The 17,953-nt window shown below is 36.5% G+C and carries 17 protein-coding genes; 7 read left to right on the forward strand and 10 right to left on the reverse strand.

All coding sequences use genetic code 11. The features are described from left to right. Window positions 1-33: 33 nt before the first annotated feature. A complete protein-coding gene (locus BGI23_RS03570) occupies window positions 34-1,581 on the reverse strand; it encodes a DNA-binding protein (RefSeq protein ID WP_029437495.1) in 1,548 nt (515 codons plus the stop codon). 182 nt (window positions 1,582-1,763) lie between these two features. Beyond that, window positions 1,764-3,155, reverse strand: a complete 1,392-nt coding sequence (locus BGI23_RS03575; protein WP_070805244.1) for an amino acid permease — start codon at window positions 3,153-3,155, stop codon at window positions 1,764-1,766. A 280-nt stretch (window positions 3,156-3,435) separates the two neighbouring features. On the opposite strand from BGI23_RS03575, the gene BGI23_RS03580 reads away from it, so the two are divergent. The 3 genes from BGI23_RS03580 to BGI23_RS03590 all read left to right on the forward strand — a co-directional run bounded on the left by BGI23_RS03580 (window position 3,436) and on the right by BGI23_RS03590 (window position 5,492). Continuing rightward, window positions 3,436-4,728, forward strand: a complete 1,293-nt coding sequence (locus BGI23_RS03580) for an NCS2 family permease (protein ID WP_000487209.1) — start codon at window positions 3,436-3,438, stop codon at window positions 4,726-4,728. 130 nt (window positions 4,729-4,858) lie between these two features. Further along, window positions 4,859-5,059 carry a helix-turn-helix transcriptional regulator gene (locus BGI23_RS03585; protein WP_000301181.1) on the forward strand — a complete coding sequence of 67 codons (201 nt, stop codon included), beginning with the start codon at window positions 4,859-4,861 and terminating at the stop codon, window positions 5,057-5,059. Window positions 5,060-5,063: 4 nt separating this feature from the next. After that, window positions 5,064-5,492, forward strand: a complete 429-nt coding sequence (locus BGI23_RS03590) for a hypothetical protein (RefSeq protein ID WP_070805245.1) — start codon at window positions 5,064-5,066, stop codon at window positions 5,490-5,492. A gap of 39 nt (window positions 5,493-5,531) precedes the next feature. On the opposite strand, the gene BGI23_RS03595 is transcribed toward BGI23_RS03590, so the two are convergent. From BGI23_RS03595 to BGI23_RS03630, 8 genes are all read right to left on the reverse strand, one after another. Further along, on the reverse strand, window positions 5,532-5,969 hold the full coding sequence (locus BGI23_RS03595; protein ID WP_000958641.1) for a GNAT family N-acetyltransferase: 438 nt from the start codon (window positions 5,967-5,969) through the stop codon (window positions 5,532-5,534). A 14-nt stretch (window positions 5,970-5,983) separates the two neighbouring features. Beyond that, the gene (locus tag BGI23_RS03600) at window positions 5,984-6,241 is read right to left on the reverse strand and encodes a DUF4022 family protein (protein ID WP_011040011.1); all 258 of its coding nucleotides are present in this window, start codon (window positions 6,239-6,241) and stop codon (window positions 5,984-5,986) included. 53 nt (window positions 6,242-6,294) lie between these two features. Beyond that, window positions 6,295-8,124, reverse strand: coding sequence for a monovalent cation:proton antiporter family protein (locus BGI23_RS03605; RefSeq protein ID WP_029437498.1), 1,830 nt, complete (start codon window positions 8,122-8,124; stop codon window positions 6,295-6,297). Window positions 8,125-8,344: 220 nt separating this feature from the next. After that, window positions 8,345-8,656: a cytochrome aa3 quinol oxidase subunit IV gene (gene qoxD, locus BGI23_RS03610; protein ID WP_000531380.1), complete on the reverse strand. Its 312-nt coding sequence runs from the start codon at window positions 8,654-8,656 to the stop codon at window positions 8,345-8,347. After that, complete coding sequence (gene qoxC / locus BGI23_RS03615) at window positions 8,657-9,259, reverse strand: cytochrome aa3 quinol oxidase subunit III (RefSeq protein ID WP_000729317.1); 603 nt, start codon at window positions 9,257-9,259, stop codon at window positions 8,657-8,659. A gap of 13 nt (window positions 9,260-9,272) precedes the next feature. Then, the gene (gene qoxB / locus BGI23_RS03620) at window positions 9,273-11,207 is read right to left on the reverse strand and encodes a cytochrome aa3 quinol oxidase subunit I (protein WP_000762372.1); all 1,935 of its coding nucleotides are present in this window, start codon (window positions 11,205-11,207) and stop codon (window positions 9,273-9,275) included. Window positions 11,208-11,240: 33 nt separating this feature from the next. Continuing rightward, window positions 11,241-12,116, reverse strand: coding sequence for a cytochrome aa3 quinol oxidase subunit II (locus BGI23_RS03625; RefSeq protein ID WP_001176167.1), 876 nt, complete (start codon window positions 12,114-12,116; stop codon window positions 11,241-11,243). 282 nt (window positions 12,117-12,398) lie between these two features. Continuing rightward, complete coding sequence (locus BGI23_RS03630) at window positions 12,399-13,814, reverse strand: amino acid permease (RefSeq protein ID WP_001076078.1); 1,416 nt, start codon at window positions 13,812-13,814, stop codon at window positions 12,399-12,401. A gap of 380 nt (window positions 13,815-14,194) precedes the next feature. On the opposite strand from BGI23_RS03630, the gene BGI23_RS03635 reads away from it, so the two are divergent. The 4 genes from BGI23_RS03635 to BGI23_RS03650 all read left to right on the forward strand — a co-directional run bounded on the left by BGI23_RS03635 (window position 14,195) and on the right by BGI23_RS03650 (window position 17,881). Next, a complete protein-coding gene (locus BGI23_RS03635) occupies window positions 14,195-14,905 on the forward strand; it encodes a C39 family peptidase (protein WP_070805246.1) in 711 nt (236 codons plus the stop codon). 132 nt (window positions 14,906-15,037) lie between these two features. Beyond that, window positions 15,038-16,213 carry an amidohydrolase gene (locus tag BGI23_RS03640; RefSeq protein WP_000382143.1) on the forward strand — a complete coding sequence of 392 codons (1,176 nt, stop codon included), beginning with the start codon at window positions 15,038-15,040 and terminating at the stop codon, window positions 16,211-16,213. A 1-nt stretch (window position 16,214) separates the two neighbouring features. Further along, window positions 16,215-16,412, forward strand: a complete 198-nt coding sequence (locus BGI23_RS03645; RefSeq protein ID WP_000719858.1) for a DUF3311 domain-containing protein — start codon at window positions 16,215-16,217, stop codon at window positions 16,410-16,412. After that, window positions 16,409-17,881 (forward strand): sodium:solute symporter family protein, encoded by a 1,473-nt coding sequence (locus BGI23_RS03650; protein ID WP_070805247.1) that lies wholly within the window; start codon window positions 16,409-16,411, stop codon window positions 17,879-17,881. The genes BGI23_RS03645 and BGI23_RS03650 overlap by 4 nt, the downstream gene beginning before the upstream one ends. Window positions 17,882-17,953 lie beyond the last annotated feature (72 nt).

Genomic DNA, 17,953 nt, shown 5'->3' on the forward strand with positions numbered 1-17,953 from the left:
AGAAGGCAATCCATATCCGGATTGCCTTTTTCATTATTTCTTATTAATCGTTACAGTCTCACTATATTTCGCTGTTGTATTTTGACGTAGACGAAGTGTTGCTTGTCCAGTCGTATTTGGATCGATTTGTACGTTCACAATTTTTTCAGCAGAACCTAAGCTGTTTGTTGTGAAAGAAAATGCACTACTATATCCGAAAGTAGATGGCCAAGTGCCGTTTGTATTTTGAACTTTTGCTACTTGTGTACCGCCAGTAGTGAATATACCTAAAGAATAATTATTGTATGTTGTGTTTGGTAATAAGTTATTTACTTGAATTTTGATTTGGAACACTTCATTGTTTGGTAGAGTGCTAGGGTGTGTAACTACGTAGTCATTTGCTGTTACTGCACCGTTATAGCCATATGAACCAGGTTTAAAAGTATTTGTATTAAACCATTGATAACCTGCATTTGGCGCACTCCAAGGTTCAGGTTGTGGCTCAGTTGATAAGCTTGGTTGTTCAAATGTTTGTAAAGTGGTAGGTAAATCAAGTTGTAAACCATTTACTTGGTCTAAACTTGTAAATGTTTCTTTATTCGATAGCCAATTTACGATATTTTCTAGTAAAATCGCATCGTTTTCTTCTTTATATCCATCGTAAGTTTTCTTTGTTTGGCCAGAGTCTTCACGAACGTATTTTGGCGTAGCATCTTCAACAGGAGAAGAGTCTCCAATAAAGGCAGCTTTTCCAAGTCCTACTTTTGCGATAGCAGCATAAGGACCCTCTGCAACACCACCGCCGTTATACACACCGCTATCAACAGCGTTATTCCATTTTGCTGGGTTTTCTGGAAGATAAACAAGTCCTTTTGCTAGTTTTGGATTTGTAATTGCTAAAGTAGAACCAGCATGCATTGCTACAGATGAAACCCCTTCTGTAATTCCGAATGATTGTTCAGGTGATACAATATTTTTAGCGGAAACATCGCCGATTGCGTTATAGCGGAATCGAATACCGAAGTTGTCAGATAGCCAATCAGAGCTTTCTACTCCTTGCATAGCTTGTGAATTAGCTTCTTCGTTAGACATTCCTTTTGCTGGATTATCCCAAGCACCGCGTCTATATCCGTTAAATACTTCAGAAGAGTCCCAACGATTTTTATTACGATCTGCATTATAATGATCGGCAATGAAGAAGATACTACCGCCATTTTTCACGTATTGTAACATAGCATCTTGTTCAGATTTTTTGTAAGGAATATTTGCTTCTGGAACGATAAACACATTATAGCCTTTTAAATCTTCGTATGTAATCGGTGTTGATTTACGTAGTTCTTTTACATGATATCCGTTTTGGGCAATGCCGTTTCCGAAATCAGAAAAGCCACCATCAATAACCCAGTCAGCAGTCCCAGCCGTTTGACCGTGTGTATTATCGAATAATACTTTCTTCCCATTGTTTTGATTTACAACTTTTGCAGCAATTTCAGGAGCTGGGTCTACAGAGCTTTCGGCATAAGTAGATGGTATGAAAGAAGCCCCTATACTTAGTGTAATTGCTGTTGCTAAAGAAAATGTAATCCATTTTTTATTCTTCATAGAAGAATCCCCCTAATAATAAATATATGTGCTTTAATAATGTAATTTATTTTTCTGTAAAAATAAAGACGGAAAACATAAAAAAATATTAAAAAATTGTAAAAATACCGTGAATTTTGTTGAGAAATATTTATATAGATATAAAAACATCCCTTCCAAGTAATAAGGAAGGGATGTTTTGTTTAACTAATTTTTGAATTAGGTGTTTCATCAATTTTATGAAAACCTTTCATGTAATACACGACAGCTAAACCGATAAGCCAAATTGGTCCAACAATTAATGCAATCCTTGTATCTTCTGAATACGCCATTATACATAATACGAGTGCAAGGAAAGCAAGTGAGAAATATGAACTTAATGGGTATAAAGGCATTTTATACGATAACTTTTGTTTGTTTTGCGCAGGTAAACTTTTACGGAACTTGATTTGAGCGACTAATATAATGCCCCAAGTCCAAATTGCTCCGAAAGTTGAAATACTAGTGAGCCATGTAAATACCTTTGCGGGTACAAGATAGTTTAATATAACACCAACGAGTAAAACGATTGCCGTTGCTACAATTCCTTGACTTGGAATGCCATTTTTATTTAAACGACCGAATCTTTCAGGAGCTTTTTTCTGCTGAGCTAATGTATACAGCATACGGCCTGTACTAAATAAACCACCATTACAAGAAGAAAGAGCTGCTGTTAATACGACAAAGTTAATAATCCCTGCTGCTTTTGCGATACCGATTTGTTGGAATGTTAATACGAATGGACTTCCTTTCTCACCAAGTTCGTTCCATGGATAAATTGCCATCATAACGAATAGAGCCCCAACGTAGAACAGTAAGATTCTCCAAAATACGTTATCAATTGCTTTTGCGAGTGTTTTTTTCGGATTTTGAGCTTCACCTGCTGTAACACCGATTAATTCAACACCTAAATAAGCGAATAACACCATTTGCATGGAGAGTAGTAACCCAGAAAAACCATTTGGGAACCAGCCACCATGTGACCAAAGGTTTGAAATGCCAGTAGCGATACCGCCGTTTCCGAAGCCAAATAAAATAATACCAGCTCCAACTACTATCATACAGATAATTGTGACAATTTTAATGAGAGCAAACCAAAATTCAAGTTCTCCAAATACTTTTACGGATAAGAAGTTGAAAGCGCTCATTAATAATAGAGCGAGTAATGCCCAAGTCCAGCGCGGAATATCTGGGAACCAGTATTGCATGTAAATGCCAGCAGCCGTAATTTCAGCCATGCAAGTAACAACCCATAAGAACCAGTAGTTCCAACCGGTAATATAGCCAGCTAGTGGTCCAAGATAATCATATGCATATTTACTAAAAGAGCCAGCAACAGGTTGTTCGATTGCCATTTCTCCGAGTGCTCGCATAATGAAAAAAATAACGAGTCCAGCAATCATATAGCCTAGTAAAATAGAAGGGCCAGCTAGTTTAATAGCAGAAGCAGATCCTAAAAATAGTCCAACGCCAATAGCTGAACCGAGTGACATTAAAGTAATATGTCTTTCTTTTAAACCTCGGTTTAAAGTTCCAGATTTGTTTGTGTGCTGCATAAGAAGAATCCCCCTTGTAGAGTGAACGATATTTGAATGCGTTTACTAAATATTTAACTATTTCAAATTATAAAACATTTCTATCTGTTATGCTACAAAAATAATCATTATTAACTGTACTACATCTGTGCTTGTCAGACTTAAACTTAAAATTCGAACTATTAGCGAATATATTGACTCTTCTTTTTATTGATTGTTAAGATTAAGTATTATATTTTCTCACATACTAGTAAGAAAAGAATGTGTGATAATAATTCAGATGTAGGAAGGGTACATAACCATGTTTCAATTACAAAAATATAACACTTCTGTGAAGCAAGAGCTTTTAGCTGGCATCACAACTTTTTTTACATTTGCGTATATTCTTGTCATCAATCCGAAAATATTATCTGATGCAGGTGTACCATTTGATCAAGCTTTTACGGCAACTATTATTGCGACTGTTGTAGGGACGCTATGTATGGCGTTTTTAGCTAACTATCCAATTGTTATTGCTCCAGCTATGGGAATGAATGCGTATTTTGCTTATTCTGTTGTTCAACAGGCAGAGGGGATTACATATGTCATTGCGTTTTCAGCAGTATTTGTAACAGGTATCATTTTTCTTTTATTATCTTTCACTTCATTTAGGCAAAAGCTAATTGTCGCAATTCCTGACAGTTTAAAACATGCAATTGCAGGTGGAATTGGGTTATTTATTGCTTTTATTGGATTACGTCTATCTGGAATTATCGTTGATCATCCATCTAATTTAGTTACGATTGGTGATTTCCATTCTCCAGCCGTTATTTTAACTTTAATTGGTTTGATTTTAGCGGCGGTATTAATGACATTGCGTGTGAGCGGTGCATTATTTATTAGTATGATTGTGACAGGAATTATCGCCTTCTTTACAGGGCAGCTGAAGTTTACGGATAAAATTGTTGCGATGCCTCATTTACCAGAGGGGATTATCGTTTCAAATCCAATCAACGCCTTTTCAGATGTAATTGAATACGGATTATATGGCGTTGTATTTTCATTTTTACTTGTACTGTTATTTGATACAACAGGAGCATTACTCGGTTTAATTAAACAAGCAGGCTTAATTACAGATAATACAGAGAAACGTTTTGGTAAAGCATTTATTGCGGATGCAATTGGCGGTACTACAGGCTCTATCTTTGGGACAAGCCCAACAGCAGCGACGATTGAATCTTCAGCTGGTATTGCTGCAGGTGGTAAAACAGGATTAACAGGTATTGTAGTAGTCGGCCTAACGATTATAACGGCATTCTTCAGCCCTGTTATTGCTTCTTTATCAAGCGTAGCCGCTATTACAGCTCCTTCATTAATTATTGTCGGTAGTTTAATGGCACAAAGTATTCGTGATATTAATTGGAATGAATTTGAAGATGCATTACCAGCATTTTTAATTTTCGTTGGTATCCCGTTAACGTCTAGTATTGCGAATGGAATTGCAATTGGATTTTTAGTGTATCCAGTCTTAAAAATTGTGAAAGGGAAAGGGATGGAAGTACATCCATTACTATACTTATTTACAATTTTATTTGGATGTCATTTATTCTTATAATATAGGAGAGGGGGCTTCTTATGAGAGGCTCCTTTTTTGTGTATAATAAAGTGAAACTATAAGTAGTTACGCAAAATATAAATTACCTAATGGAATATATATGTTACAATAAGGTGGAGGAGGAACATGAATGGCTGTAAGTAAAATAAAAGTCGCGCGTGTTCAGTTAGATTTAACACAGCAACAATTAGCAGAAAAAGTAGGTGTTACAAGGCAAACGATTAGTTTAATTGAGAAGGGGAAATACAATCCATCGTTAGATTTGTGTTTGAAAATTTGTTATGCGGTAGACAAAACATTAAATGATTTATTTTGGGAGGAAGAGGAGTGAGGGGATGAGGATTGTGAAAGATGAACGTTTAATGATTGAGGGGCTAAAGCATATTAGGCTCGTTTTCATCTTACAAAATATCGTCATACTAGGTATTGTTTTTTATCGCTACGTTTTGCAAGATGCAGGATATGAAAGTGTTTCGGATTTATTAATGATATTTATGTGCGGGATAATAGGGATTAACTTTTTAAACTTAAAAAACTCGGTGCAAGTGTATGAGCATACGGGCGGAGTATCACGTAGCTATTTTATGAAACTATTATTCATTCCGGTAAGTATTATTATTGGGATTGTAGCTATTTGTATCGTTGTCACACCAGATATTTCGATAAAGGAAATTAGTATGACAGGACTTATTATGTTTGCTTGTTTTTTAGTTCCTAGTCTGTTTATATACATATATATGAAAAAGATAAAAAGTGAAGATTGAAATATAAGAAAAGCTTTCCCGTATTGCGGAAAGCTTTTCTTATATTCTTTTATACAGTACTTTATGAAGGCCAATTGGTTCAATTTCAAAGATTTCACCATGTTCTTGGAAGCCTAAGCGCTTGTAATAGTCAGCTACAGTAATTCGGCCATTACACCATAACATATTTGCTCGACGCTCTTGTAAGATTTGTTCTGCTTTCTGAATTAAGGAGCTTCCAGCGTAGTTGTTTCGAAACTCAGGCAATGTGGCCATTCCTCGTAGACGATAATGCATACCTGCTTGTAAGTCGGGATGCATTTCCTTTGAGAAAGAAGCGATACTAATAAGTTGATCGTTTATAAATGCGCCTAAGTGAAAGGTATCTGTTTCATAGTCAGAAGGGTATTTACAATCTGCTAATGTTTGACTCGGGCGCAAAATTTTTTGACGTAATACGTAAGTTTCAGATCCATCAATATTTTTCACGGTAAGCATAGTAACATCCTTTCTTATAACGCTTTTTCTGTTAATTGTATAAAGAAATAGGCAGGTGCGGCGAAAAGTCCGAGTATACTAGCGGTTCCGAGAAGGAGTGAAAGTAAGAGGCAAGAGTATTTTATTCCATTTGATTTTTTCCATCCGTAACTACAAATTTCAATACTAACACCGATGAGAATAATGGCACCTAGTATTTCCGCTAATAATAAAAGAGCTAAAGTTACAATAGACATAATGTGATCCATCCTCATAATATGTGATAGTAACATTTTACCATATGAAATGGAAAAAAATGCCCCTCAATTATGTGAGGGGCATTTTTTTATTCTAATATGTTTTTTAGTGTATCGATATGTTCTTTTGAGCCTGTTACAAGTAATGTGTCACCGTGTTGTAGTCTTGTATCACCATGCGGGATTAATGCTTTGTTCCCACGATAAATTTGAATGACTAGTACATCACCTAGAAACGGAAGGCGACGAAGTGCAACGCCGTTATATTTATTGCTTCGTAGTTCAACTTCACGGACTGTTTCGTTTGCTGTTGTAATTAAGCGAACGAGACTCGGTTTATCAATTAGCGCACGTAATAGAATACGTGTAGAGTTAATTGTTGAGAATACGGCGATATGTTCTTGTGTTGCTTTTTCTTGTAGAAGCGGATCTTCTACACTTGCAATAACATGTTCAACACCTAGTTCTTTTGCATGTTCTGCTAATAGTAAGTTTTGTTCATCATCACTTGTTGCAACAACAACGCGGTCTGCATGAAATGCTGTTTGTTCGGTTAATGATGCAATTGTGATGTCATCTAATTTCACAATAGGGAAGTCGTGCGATTTCGCTTCCTCATCATTTATTTTATTTTGACGCATCATATATAGTGTTACGTCATAATCTTCTCGTTTTAAATCAAGTGATAACGGAAGGGTAATTCTGCTCGCACCAATAATTGAAACTTTTGGTTTTGGTGTTTCCACTTTTGGGAACATCTTTTTAAATAATATAGGTGCGAAAATACAAGTAATAACTGCGCTTAAAATAAGGGAGGCAGATAAACTTGGACTAATGATTCCTAGTTTTTCACCAATTTGTGCAGCTGCAATAACTAAAGAAAGTGTCGATGTTAATAAGATGGCACTCCCCAGTACGATATTACGTGGATACCATTTTCGTAAAACGAGTGATGGTAACAGTTTTGAGATAAAGAGTCCTACAATTAGAATTGGAATCATTAGCATACTAGAAGGCTCTTTAAAAATAGACCAAACCTCTAAATTTACACCAACCATTACGAAGAAAATAGGAATGAAGAAACCGTATCCGATAGAATCCAGTTTTTCAACCATATCTTCATTTGGTGATAATAATGATACGAGTACACCTGCTAAGAAGGCGCCTAAAATATTTTCAGCTCCAACGGATTCAGATAACCCAACTAATATTAAGATGAGTGCAAAAACAGCTCGTGTATCAATTTGTACACTCCCAGCTTTTAAGCTATCCAAGTATGGAATGTTTTTAAAACGTTTTGCAACGAAGTAAATAACAATACCAGCGCCGAATAGAAGAAGAAGAAGCCACATGCTTTGGCCGCTTTCGGAATTTAATCCGACGAATACAGCGAGTAAAATCATTGTAACTAAATCCGCAATAACAGCGACTAATAAAATGATTTGCCCAATTGCTGTTTTTCCTAAGTTATTCTCTTTTAATGTTGGTACGACAACACCTAAAGAGATTGTTGAAATGATTAAAGTCATAAACATTGCATTATCTACAAATCCTAGCCATACAAATAGTAGTGATAGGGCATAAGATAAGATGAAAATAAATAAGAAGATAATACTTGCTGCTTGGAATGTGTTTGGTTCGTTTGTCGTGTTCTTTTTCCCTTTTTGTTTAAAGATAGAAAAATCAATTTCTAAACCGCTTAAAAACATAAGAAAGATAAATCCTAGTGTCGATAAGACTTGAAGCCACATATCTGGCTCAATAATATTAAACCCACTTTTACCTACAAAGATTCCTGCGATGATTTCTGCAACAACGACAGGAAGTGCTTTTAATTTAAAGCGTTGTAACAAAAGGGGAACGAAAAACGCGATTGCAACGACAACCATAAGTGATAGAACAGAAGTGTGATGTTCCATTGCGTTCTCTCCCTTCAAATAAATATAGTACTTATTTAGCCATATAATAGGTAGAAAAGCAACGCATATGGATTCGATTTCATAAAGAAAGAGTTTTCTTAACATTTGTCATAATAAGTATATTTTTCATGATTCTGTTGTTAATTCCGTAATGTGGATGTAATAGGGGAGGGAATAAAAAAAGACTGCTGAGGAATCTCAGCAGTCTTTTTCATGTACATTACATTGAGAAGAAGATCCATACAGTTAAACCAACTGTTGCAGTTGCAACGAAGAAACTGTAAATCATAGTAAGAACTTGAACTCTTCCTTCTCCTTCTTTTAAATGCATGAACATAATTAATTGTAACAACGCTTGCGCAACAGCCATTATGATAATGGTAGTTAAGATCGTTGATAGTGGCAGGTTTGTATAAAGTGCCACGTATAGCGCTAGAAACGTTAGTGCAAGCGATAAAATAAATCCGAAAACGTGTGACCAAGGGAATCCGCTATGCGCATGCCCGTTTGCTTGATTGTTATTTTGACCCATTTACGCCACCATCCCGTTCAAGTAAACTAGTGTGTAAATAAAGACCCAAACTAAATCAAGGAAATGCCAGTATAAGCTGATAATGAATACTTTACGAGCTGTAACTGGTGTTAAACCTCGTTTTAAAATTTGGATAATAACACAAATTGCCCAAATGATACCGCCTGTTACGTGGGCTCCGTGTGTTCCAAGAAGAACGAAGAATCCAGATAGGAAAGCACTTGTTTGAATTGTTGCGCCTTCACCAATATACATAATGAACTCTTCAATCTCGAAGAATAGGAAGCCTGCACCTAAAAGTAATGTAAGGACGAACCATCCAAGCATTGCTTTTTGGTTGTGCTTACGCATTTCGTGAATTACGATACCACATGTGAAACTACTTGTTAAAAGTAGTAATGTTTGAATTAAAAGCGTTTTAAGTTCAAACAGTTGTGCTGGTGTTGGGCCATCTGCCGTACGACCAGCAAGTACTAGATAAGAGGCGAAAAGTGTTGCGAACAGCATAATTTCAGCCCCAAGAAAAATCCAGAATCCTAGGATATTCAATCTGCTTTGTTCGGATTGATATTCCAAAGGTAAGCTTTTATCTAAAGCCGCCATATCATTTCACCTCTCATGCTACATGTTCTGATTTTTTAATTTCATCAACACTAATATAGTAACCTTCATCGTAATCGAATGAACGATAGATTAAGCAAGCTAAAATACCAATGCCGCCGATTGCTGCAAGCCAGAACCAGCTAAATACTAATGCGAAACCTGCAAGACCGAAGAATCCAGACGCAATAATAGGCACACCAGAGTTACTTGGCATGTGAATTGGTTTGATGTCTTCTGCTGCTGGTGTAACTGTTTCTCCGCGTTTTTTCATGTACCAGAAAGCATCAGCTTCTTTGATTTCAGGAAGTTTTGCGAAGTTGTAATGTTGTACAGGAGATTGAGTTGCCCATTCAAGTGTACGGCCGTCCCATGGATCTCCAGTTGTGTCACGTTCACCGTGACGAGCACTCCAAATTACGTTGTAGCAAAGAAGTAGGAAGCCGATACCCATCATTACCGCACCAACAGATGCGATTTGGTTTAGCCATCCCCATCCAAGACTTTCAGAGTAAGTGTACATACGACGAGTCATACCGTCTAAACCTAAGAAGTACATTGGGAAGAAACAGATGTTGAATCCGCTCATAAAGATCCAGAATGTCCATTTACCTAGGCGTTCATTTAACATATGACCAGTCATTTTTGGATACCAGAATGTGAATCCAGCAAGCATAGCGAATACTGTACCTGCGATTAATACGTAGTGGAAGTGAGCGATTAGGAAGTAGCTGTTATGGTACTGATAATCAGCTGCTGCCATACCAAGCATAACCCCTGTAACCCCACCGACTACGAAGTTTGGAATAAATGCCAATGACCAAAGCATTGGAACTGTAAAACGAATACGTCCTTTATACAGTGTAAACAACCAGTTAAAGATCTTAACCCCGGTTGGAATCGAAATCGCCATTGTCGAAATCGAGAAGAATGAGTTAACCGCTGGACCTGCACCCATCGTGAAGAAGTGGTGAAGCCATACGACGAAACTTAGTAAAGAAATTGCAACCATTGAGTATACCATCGCACTGTAACCGAATAGACGTTTACGTGAGAATGTACTAATGATTTCAGAGAAAATACCGAATGCCGGTAAAATAACGATATATACTTCAGGGTGACCCCATACCCAGAATAGGTTGGCCCATAACATTGGCATACCGCCGCTCGCCATCGTAAAGAAGTGAGCATCGAATAGACGGTCAAATGTCATTAATGCAAGAGCAACTGTTAATACTGGGAAAGCGAAAATAATGATAATCGTTGTAATTAAGATTGACCAAGTAAACATTGGCATTCTCATTAAAGTCATACCAGGTGTACGCATTTTTAAGATAGTAACAAGGAAGTTAATACCTGTCATTAACGTACCGAGACCTGAAATCTGTAATGCAATTGCGTAGTAGTTATTTCCTACACCAGAAGTAAACTCTGTACCTGCCATTGGGAAGTAAGAAGTCCACCCAGCGTCTGGAGAACCACCGATTACGAAAGCGATGTTGAATAACATTGCTCCGACAAAGAATAACCAGAAACTTAAAGCATTTAAGAACGGATATGCAACGTCACGAGCACCAATTTGTAATGGTACTACAAGGTTCATTAATCCCATAACGAATGGCATCGCCATGAAAAGAATCATAACTGTACCATGTGTTGTGAAGATTCCGTTATAGTGTTCAGCGTTTAAATAAGTTGTTTCAGGGAATGTTAACTGTGCACGGATCATTAAACCGTCCATACCACCACGGAATAACATAATAACCGCAGAGATAATATACATGGCCCCAATCTTTTTATGGTCAACAGTTGTTAACCATTCGTCCCAAAGCCATTTCCATTTTTTATACTTAGTTAGTACGAAAATGATTGCTAATGTCACAAGAACGATAGAAGCGTCTGCACCGTAAATAATCGGGTCACCTGTGACAAAGAATTCATCAAGCTTCACTGTGTTCACTCCAATCTGTTGGAATTATAGCTATTATTTTTTGTTTTTGTAGTAGTTGTAATCACAATATTCAAGTGATTTTGGATCTACATAACTTAAGTGATGGCTAGAGAATGTCATACGACCAACTACACCAGGTTTAACAATTTCGTTGTACTTATCTTCTGTTAGTTTAGGAGCAGTTTGTTGTACTTCTTTAACCCACTTGTCATATTTCTCTTTAGTTTTTGCTTCAACTTCGAACTCCATGTGAGTAAATCCTTCACCAGAGAAGTTCGCGCTACGACCTAGGTAAGAACCTGGTTTGTCAGCTTGTAAATAAAGGTCCATAATCATGCCATCCATTGTGTACTTCATACCACCAAGTTCTGGTACCCAGAAAGCATTCATTGGGCCGACAGAAGTCAGTTTGAATTGAATTGGTACACCAGCTGGGATGTTTAAATAGTTAACGGTTTCAATTTTTTCCTCTGGGTAACTGAATAACCATTTCCAGTTTGCAGATGTAACATAAATCTCCACTGGTTTAATATGTTTGGACTCTTTCGGAACCTCTTCCGAAGCATAAGTTGCTTTTACTGTTGGAATCGATAATGCGATAACGATAATAACAGGAACAAGCGTCCAAATGATTTCTAATAATGTGTTACCGTGTTGTTCAGGTGGCTCATAGTCCATATTCTCTGGTTTTTCACGATAACGAATCAAGATGACTGTAAACAAGATGAATACAATTGCGATAATTAATGACATAAGCAAGAATGACCAAACAATTAAATCATACTGTGCTTTTGCAACAGGTCCTTGCGGATTTAATACTGCGAGTTTTTTATCACAGCCACCGAGGAACAGAAGTAATGATAACGGAAGAAGCGAAGCCAACTTCCAAAACGCTTTCTTTAGTTGCACGATTGAAAATCTCCTTTCTCCTTGGATTGAAACTATGCCAATAAAACAATATAAACCTATTAATTTATAGAAGGCAATAGTTTTTGAGATATTGTTAAAAAATAGACACAAATGCACACTTTTTAAGGTGAATATCATTTGTAACTTGATTACATTGTAAACTATTTTCCAGAGAAAAATGCGATTGTGAAAATTTTAAGATAAATAAAGTTATACCAGGATACCCAAGAAATAGAAAAAAGCTATCTTATCATAAGAAAGATAGCTGAATATTTAGTATATTTAGTTTATTTCTTGTGAAATAGTCTGTTGTTGTTCAAATGTGACAATTTTTTTATATTTCACTTGATATAAAATGTAACAAATGACCATAAATGGAATGCCGCAATAAAGAGCGATTCTCTGATCTGGAATGAAAGCTAAACTAACAAATGTAATAAAATTGAGTGAGAACGCTACGATTGGAACGAGCGGATAAAGTGGTGTGCGATATTTTAAATCATTTATGTCACCACCGTTTTTCACGAAGTTTCTACGGAAGAAAAACTGTGAAGCCGCAATTGACATCCAAACGACAACAGCAGCCATTGCTGCGATAGATGTTAAAACTAAAAAGACAGTATCTGCTGCAAATACACTTGTTAATAGGGATAGACTTGCAAAGATTAGACTGAAAATCAATGCGTTTAGTGGTACACCTTTTTTAGTTAATTTCGTAAATGCTGGACTTGCCATTCCTTGTTTTGCCATCGCCCAAAGCATACGCGAATTTGCGTATAGACCAGAATTGGCTACGGATAATACAGCTGTAATAATAACAAAGTTCATAATGTCTGCTGCATATGGAACACCAGCTACATCAAATACAAGTACAAATGGACTTTCGACTAGATTAGCCTCTTGCCACGGGAGTAAACCTACAACAACTGATATTGCTAGGACGAAGAAGAATAGTGTGCGCCAAATGGTATTTTTGATTGCTTTAGGAATTGTTTTTTCAGGATTTTCACTTTCTCCTGAAGCAATTCCGATTAATTCTGTTCCTTGGAAGGAGTAATTTACTGTAATCATTGTAAGAAGAACAGCTAATGCACCATTTGGAAATAGGCCGCCATTTTCAGTGAAATTGTGAAGCATTGGAGCTGGTTTTCCGTTAAAGTCTAGTAGACCGAACATAACTGCACCACCGAGTACGATGAAAACAACAATAGTTGCGACTTTTACACTTGCGAACCAAAATTCTGCTTCTGCATATGCTTTTGCTGATAAAGCGTTTACAAGAAAGAGTGCTGCCGCAAATGTAACACACCAAATCCACGAAGAAACGTCTGGAAACCATCGTTTCATTAAAATACTTACAGTTGTTAACTCTACTCCAACTGTAACAGCCCAATTTAACCAATACATCCAACCGACAACAAAACCAAAACCAGGTGAAATAAATTTGCTTGCATAGCTTTGGAATGAACCTGCTTCTGGCATAGCTACGGATAATTCACCAAGACATAACATCGTTAAATACATAACAAATCCACCGACTAAAAATGCAAGAATAGCACCACCAGGGCCGGCGTTATGGACGATTTGACCAGATCCCATAAATAGGCCAGTTCCGATAACACCACCAAGTGCAATCATAAATAGGTGTCTACTTTTCATTGTACGTTTTAAATCTGTTTGTTCTACTTGTTGATTCATATGCCCCTCACCCCGTTATTTTCTTATATGTGTTAACTGGTTTTCATTCTGAGTTTTTAATCATTAGTGGGGGATGTGACACATACTCAGTTTATTTGCTATGAAATGAATGAAGTATGTAAAAAAACGAACTATGACTAAATACTCTAAGAATGTGTTTATTAACAAGGTGATATCTTCACTATGTTAATAATTTTGATTTTAGCAAAATGTTGCTAAAAAGTATATTGTTTTTTCTTTTTATTAAAAATAATTAGAATTTTATAACGATGTAGTTATGAACAATAATTCACAGAATCTTTCTAGCAAACTAGCAAGAAGAAAGGTACAATGGTAAGGGGTATGTCTGTAAAATAATAATTGATGGAGTTTTGTTTAAAATGAAAAAGTTAAAATATCTTTTTGTTTTTGGAATTATATTTGCTGCAGCGTTTTTTATAGGGAAAGATAAGATTATACAAAAGGCACAAGTGCTACGCTTAGATTTTCTATCTGAAATGAAAGAAGCGGCTATGATTGAAAATGTTCCGTTTATAAAGCAGTTACCAGAATTACCTCGTGGATGTGAGGTGACAAGCTTAGCTATGTTGCTACAATATAAAGGTGTGCAAGTAGATAAGATGCAACTTGCTAGTGAAATTCATCGAGTTCCATTTGAACAAAATGGTTTGCGTGGAAATCCGTATGAGGGATTTGTTGGAAATATTTATACGAAAGCTGAACCAGGATATGGTGTATACAATAAACCAATCTTTAATTTAGCAGAAAAATATGTTTCTGAAAAAGTAATTAATTTAACAGATAGAGATGTGAAAGATCTATATAAGGTAATTAGTTCTGGTTCTCCAGTATGGGTTATTATTAATACAACATTTAAGTCGCTAGCTGAAAGTAGTTTTGAAACATGGAATACAAGTTCTGGTGAAGTGAAAATTACATATTTTGAGCATAGTGTAGTAGTTGTTGGATACGATCAAAACTTTGTATATGTAAATGATCCTCTAAAAAATAATCCACGTTTTGCTGTTCCACGAGCAGAGTTTGAGAAAGCGTGGGAGCAAATGGGGAAACAAGCGATTACTATTTTATAATAATGAAAAAGCCATCTTTTTGATGGCTTTTTATTTTTAAATAATTATAATAGAAAATTCAGAAGATTCTTTTAAAAGTTAACAATTCACGTTATAATAACATTTAACTTGGTGAAGAAGGGGAGAAGAGAAATGGATGTAGCGAAGAAACTAGTTGTATCGAAAAATCAATTGATTGAGTGGAGAAGACATTTTCATAAGTATCCAGAGTTATCTTTTCAAGAAGAGAAAACATCGCAGTTTGTGTTCGATATACTTCGAGAAATTCCATGTTTAGAAGTATCAAGACCTACTAAATATAGTGTAATGGCAAGATTAATTGGTAAGCAGCCTGGTAAAACTATTGCGGTTCGTGCTGACATGGATGCTCTTCCTATTCATGAAGAAAATGAGTTTGACTTTATTTCTACATATCCGGGTGTAATGCATGCATGTGGCCATGATGGACATATAGCGATATTACTTGGAGTTGTACATAAGTTAGTAGAAGCAAGAGAGAAAATTAAAGGGGAGATTCGTTTTCTATTCCAACATGCTGAAGAAAACTTTCCTGGTGGTGCAGAGGAAATGGTTGCAGCGGGTGTAATGGAAGGGGTCGATTATATTATTGGTGCTCACCTTTGGGCATCGTTAGAGGTTGGAAAAGTAGGTGTAATTTATGGTCCCGCAATGGCTGCTCCAGATGTTTTTAAAATTATAATAGAAGGAAAAGGTGGACATGCTGGAATCCCTCATGAAACAGTTGATAGTATTGCAATTGGTACACAAGTGGTTTCGCAACTTCAGCAAATTGTCTCTCGCCTCACGAATCCGTTAGATTCTCTTGTAGTATCTGTTACGCAATTTCACGCTGGGACAACTCATAATGTGATTCCAGAACAAGCGGAGATTGAAGGGACAGTGCGGAGTTTAAGACATGAGTTGCGAGAGGAAACAGAGAAAAGAATTGAACAGATTGTAAAGCATGTGACGGAAGCTTACGGAGCGAAATATACGTTTTCTTATGAATATGGATATCGTCCCGTCGTAAATGATTATAAAGTTACAGAGATTATTGAGCAAACAGCATTACAGCTTTATGGAAGAGAACGAGTTACTCGTTTACAGCCGACCATGGCTGGAGAAGATTTTTCAGCGTTTTTACAAAAAGCACCAGGGACATTCTTTTTTATCGGAGCAGGAAACAAAGAGAAAGGAATTATATATCCTCACCATCATCCTCGTTTTACGATTGATGAAGATGCATTACCAATTGGCGTGCAAGTCTTTGTATCATCGATTATGAATTTCATAAGTAAAGGAGAATGAGATGAAGAAAATACACGTATTAGCGCTTATTCCAGTTTTTTGTTTAGTTGTCGGCCCCGTATTTGCTAATTCAGTTACTCCTTACATATTAGGGATGCCATTTTTATTATTTTGGATATTATTATCAGTGCTTATTACATCTCTTTGTATGGGGATTGTGTACGTATTTGATCCTGCTAATAAGGGGGATGTAAAATGACCGCATTACTTATCATTATTTTATTTTTGTTTCTCGCACTATTTTTAGGAATTCGGGCGCAACATGGAAAAGATATGAATTTAGAGCAATGGTCAGTTGGAGGAAGAGGCTTTGGTACTATTTTTGTTTTTCTTCTTATGGCAGGTGAAATTTATACGACATTCACATTTTTAGGTGGAAGTGGATGGGCGTATAGTAAAGGAGCACCTACTTTTTATATTTTAGGTTATGGTGCGTTAGCTTATATTTTATCTTATTTTTTATTACCACCAGTTTGGAAGTATGCAAAAGAGCATAATCTAGTTTCGCAGCCAGATTTTTTTGTGAAGAAATATAAGAGTCAGGCACTTGGCCTTATCGTTTCTATCATTGGGGTTATTTCGATTATCCCATACCTTGTTTTACAGTTAAAAGGATTAGGAATTATCGTTTCGGAAGCGTCTTACGGAAGGGTATCACCAGTTATCGCAGTGTGGATTGGCGCAATTGTTATAACAATATATGTAATGGTTTCAGGTATACATGGCTCTGCTTGGACGGCCGCTTTGAAGGATATTATGATCCTGTTTATCGTTATGTTTTTAGGTATATATTTACCGTACCATTATTACGAAGGATTTCAGCCGATGTTTGAAGCTGTAGAAGCAGCAAAACCAGGATTTTTATCTTTACCTGATGAAGGAATGAGCATTTCTTGGTTTGTTTCTACTATTGTATTAACAGCTCTCGGTTTCTATATGTGGCCCCATACATTTGCCTCTGCTTTCTCTGCAAAAAATGAAAAAGTATTTCGTAAAAATGCGGCCATTATGCCACTGTACTCTTTAGTTTTACTTTTCGTGTTCTTTGCAGGGTTCGCAGCTATCTTGCAAGTTCCTGGATTAAAGGGAGGGGATGTAGACCTTTCGTTATTCCGTCTGGCTCTTCAAACTTTTGATCCTTGGTTTATTGGGGTTATTGGTAGTGCTGGAGTTTTAACGGCATTAGTTCCAGGTTCTATGCTTGTCATGGCCGCTTCTACATTATTAGCGAAAAATATTTACCGAACAATGATCCCATCTGTCTCGGATCGACAAGTGGCAAAAGTAGCGAAATTATTTGTTCCTGTAGTAACGCTTGTAGCTGTTTTGTTTACTTTTAAAGGTGGAGAAACGATAGGGGCACTTCTTTTAATGGGATATAGTATAGTGACACAACTTTTCCCGGCACTTGTATGTAGTTTGTTTCCACGTCAGGTTATTACGAAGCAAGGAGCGATTGCAGGGATGGGGATTGGGTTGTTAGTGGTTGCGTATATTACTTTATCTGGTTCAACTATAGCTACGATGTTTCCGAGTTTCCCTCAATATATAAAAGATTTAAATGTAGGTATAGTCGCGTTGTTAATGAATATGATTGTGATGTTTATCGTTAGCGGGTTCACGAAAAATGTGTCTATAAAAGCTGACAATATAATAGTAGAAAAGTAATCCATATGCGAGAGCTATCTTTGAAAAGAGATAGCTCTTTTTTGTATATATTTTCTTCTATTAGCGGAATCT

This window comes from Bacillus sp. ABP14, from assembly GCF_001831375.1.
GTDB classification, from domain to species: domain Bacteria; phylum Bacillota; class Bacilli; order Bacillales; family Bacillaceae_G; genus Bacillus_A; species Bacillus_A paranthracis.

What these genes read in the sequence shown, in the direction of transcription:
- BGI23_RS03570 (WP_029437495.1), bottom strand. Translation starts at nt 1,581, where the DNA reads ATGAAGAATAAAAAATGGATTACATTTTCTTTAGCAACAGCAATTACA.
- BGI23_RS03575 (WP_070805244.1), bottom strand. Translation starts at nt 3,155, where the DNA reads ATGCAGCACACAAACAAATCTGGAACTTTAAACCGAGGTTTAAAAGAA.
- BGI23_RS03580 (WP_000487209.1), top strand. Translation starts at nt 3,436, where the DNA reads ATGTTTCAATTACAAAAATATAACACTTCTGTGAAGCAAGAGCTTTTA.
- BGI23_RS03585 (WP_000301181.1), top strand. Translation starts at nt 4,859, where the DNA reads ATGGCTGTAAGTAAAATAAAAGTCGCGCGTGTTCAGTTAGATTTAACA.
- BGI23_RS03590 (WP_070805245.1), top strand. Translation starts at nt 5,064, where the DNA reads ATGAGGATTGTGAAAGATGAACGTTTAATGATTGAGGGGCTAAAGCAT.
- BGI23_RS03595 (WP_000958641.1), bottom strand. Translation starts at nt 5,969, where the DNA reads ATGCTTACCGTGAAAAATATTGATGGATCTGAAACTTACGTATTACGT.
- BGI23_RS03600 (WP_011040011.1), bottom strand. Translation starts at nt 6,241, where the DNA reads ATGTTACTATCACATATTATGAGGATGGATCACATTATGTCTATTGTA.
- BGI23_RS03605 (WP_029437498.1), bottom strand. Translation starts at nt 8,124, where the DNA reads ATGGAACATCACACTTCTGTTCTATCACTTATGGTTGTCGTTGCAATC.
- qoxD (WP_000531380.1), bottom strand. Translation starts at nt 8,656, where the DNA reads ATGGGTCAAAATAACAATCAAGCAAACGGGCATGCGCATAGCGGATTC.
- qoxC (WP_000729317.1), bottom strand. Translation starts at nt 9,259, where the DNA reads ATGGCGGCTTTAGATAAAAGCTTACCTTTGGAATATCAATCCGAACAA.
- BGI23_RS03630 (WP_001076078.1), bottom strand. Translation starts at nt 13,814, where the DNA reads ATGAATCAACAAGTAGAACAAACAGATTTAAAACGTACAATGAAAAGT.
- BGI23_RS03635 (WP_070805246.1), top strand. Translation starts at nt 14,195, where the DNA reads ATGAAAAAGTTAAAATATCTTTTTGTTTTTGGAATTATATTTGCTGCA.
- BGI23_RS03640 (WP_000382143.1), top strand. Translation starts at nt 15,038, where the DNA reads ATGGATGTAGCGAAGAAACTAGTTGTATCGAAAAATCAATTGATTGAG.
- BGI23_RS03645 (WP_000719858.1), top strand. Translation starts at nt 16,215, where the DNA reads ATGAAGAAAATACACGTATTAGCGCTTATTCCAGTTTTTTGTTTAGTT.
- BGI23_RS03650 (WP_070805247.1), top strand. Translation starts at nt 16,409, where the DNA reads ATGACCGCATTACTTATCATTATTTTATTTTTGTTTCTCGCACTATTT.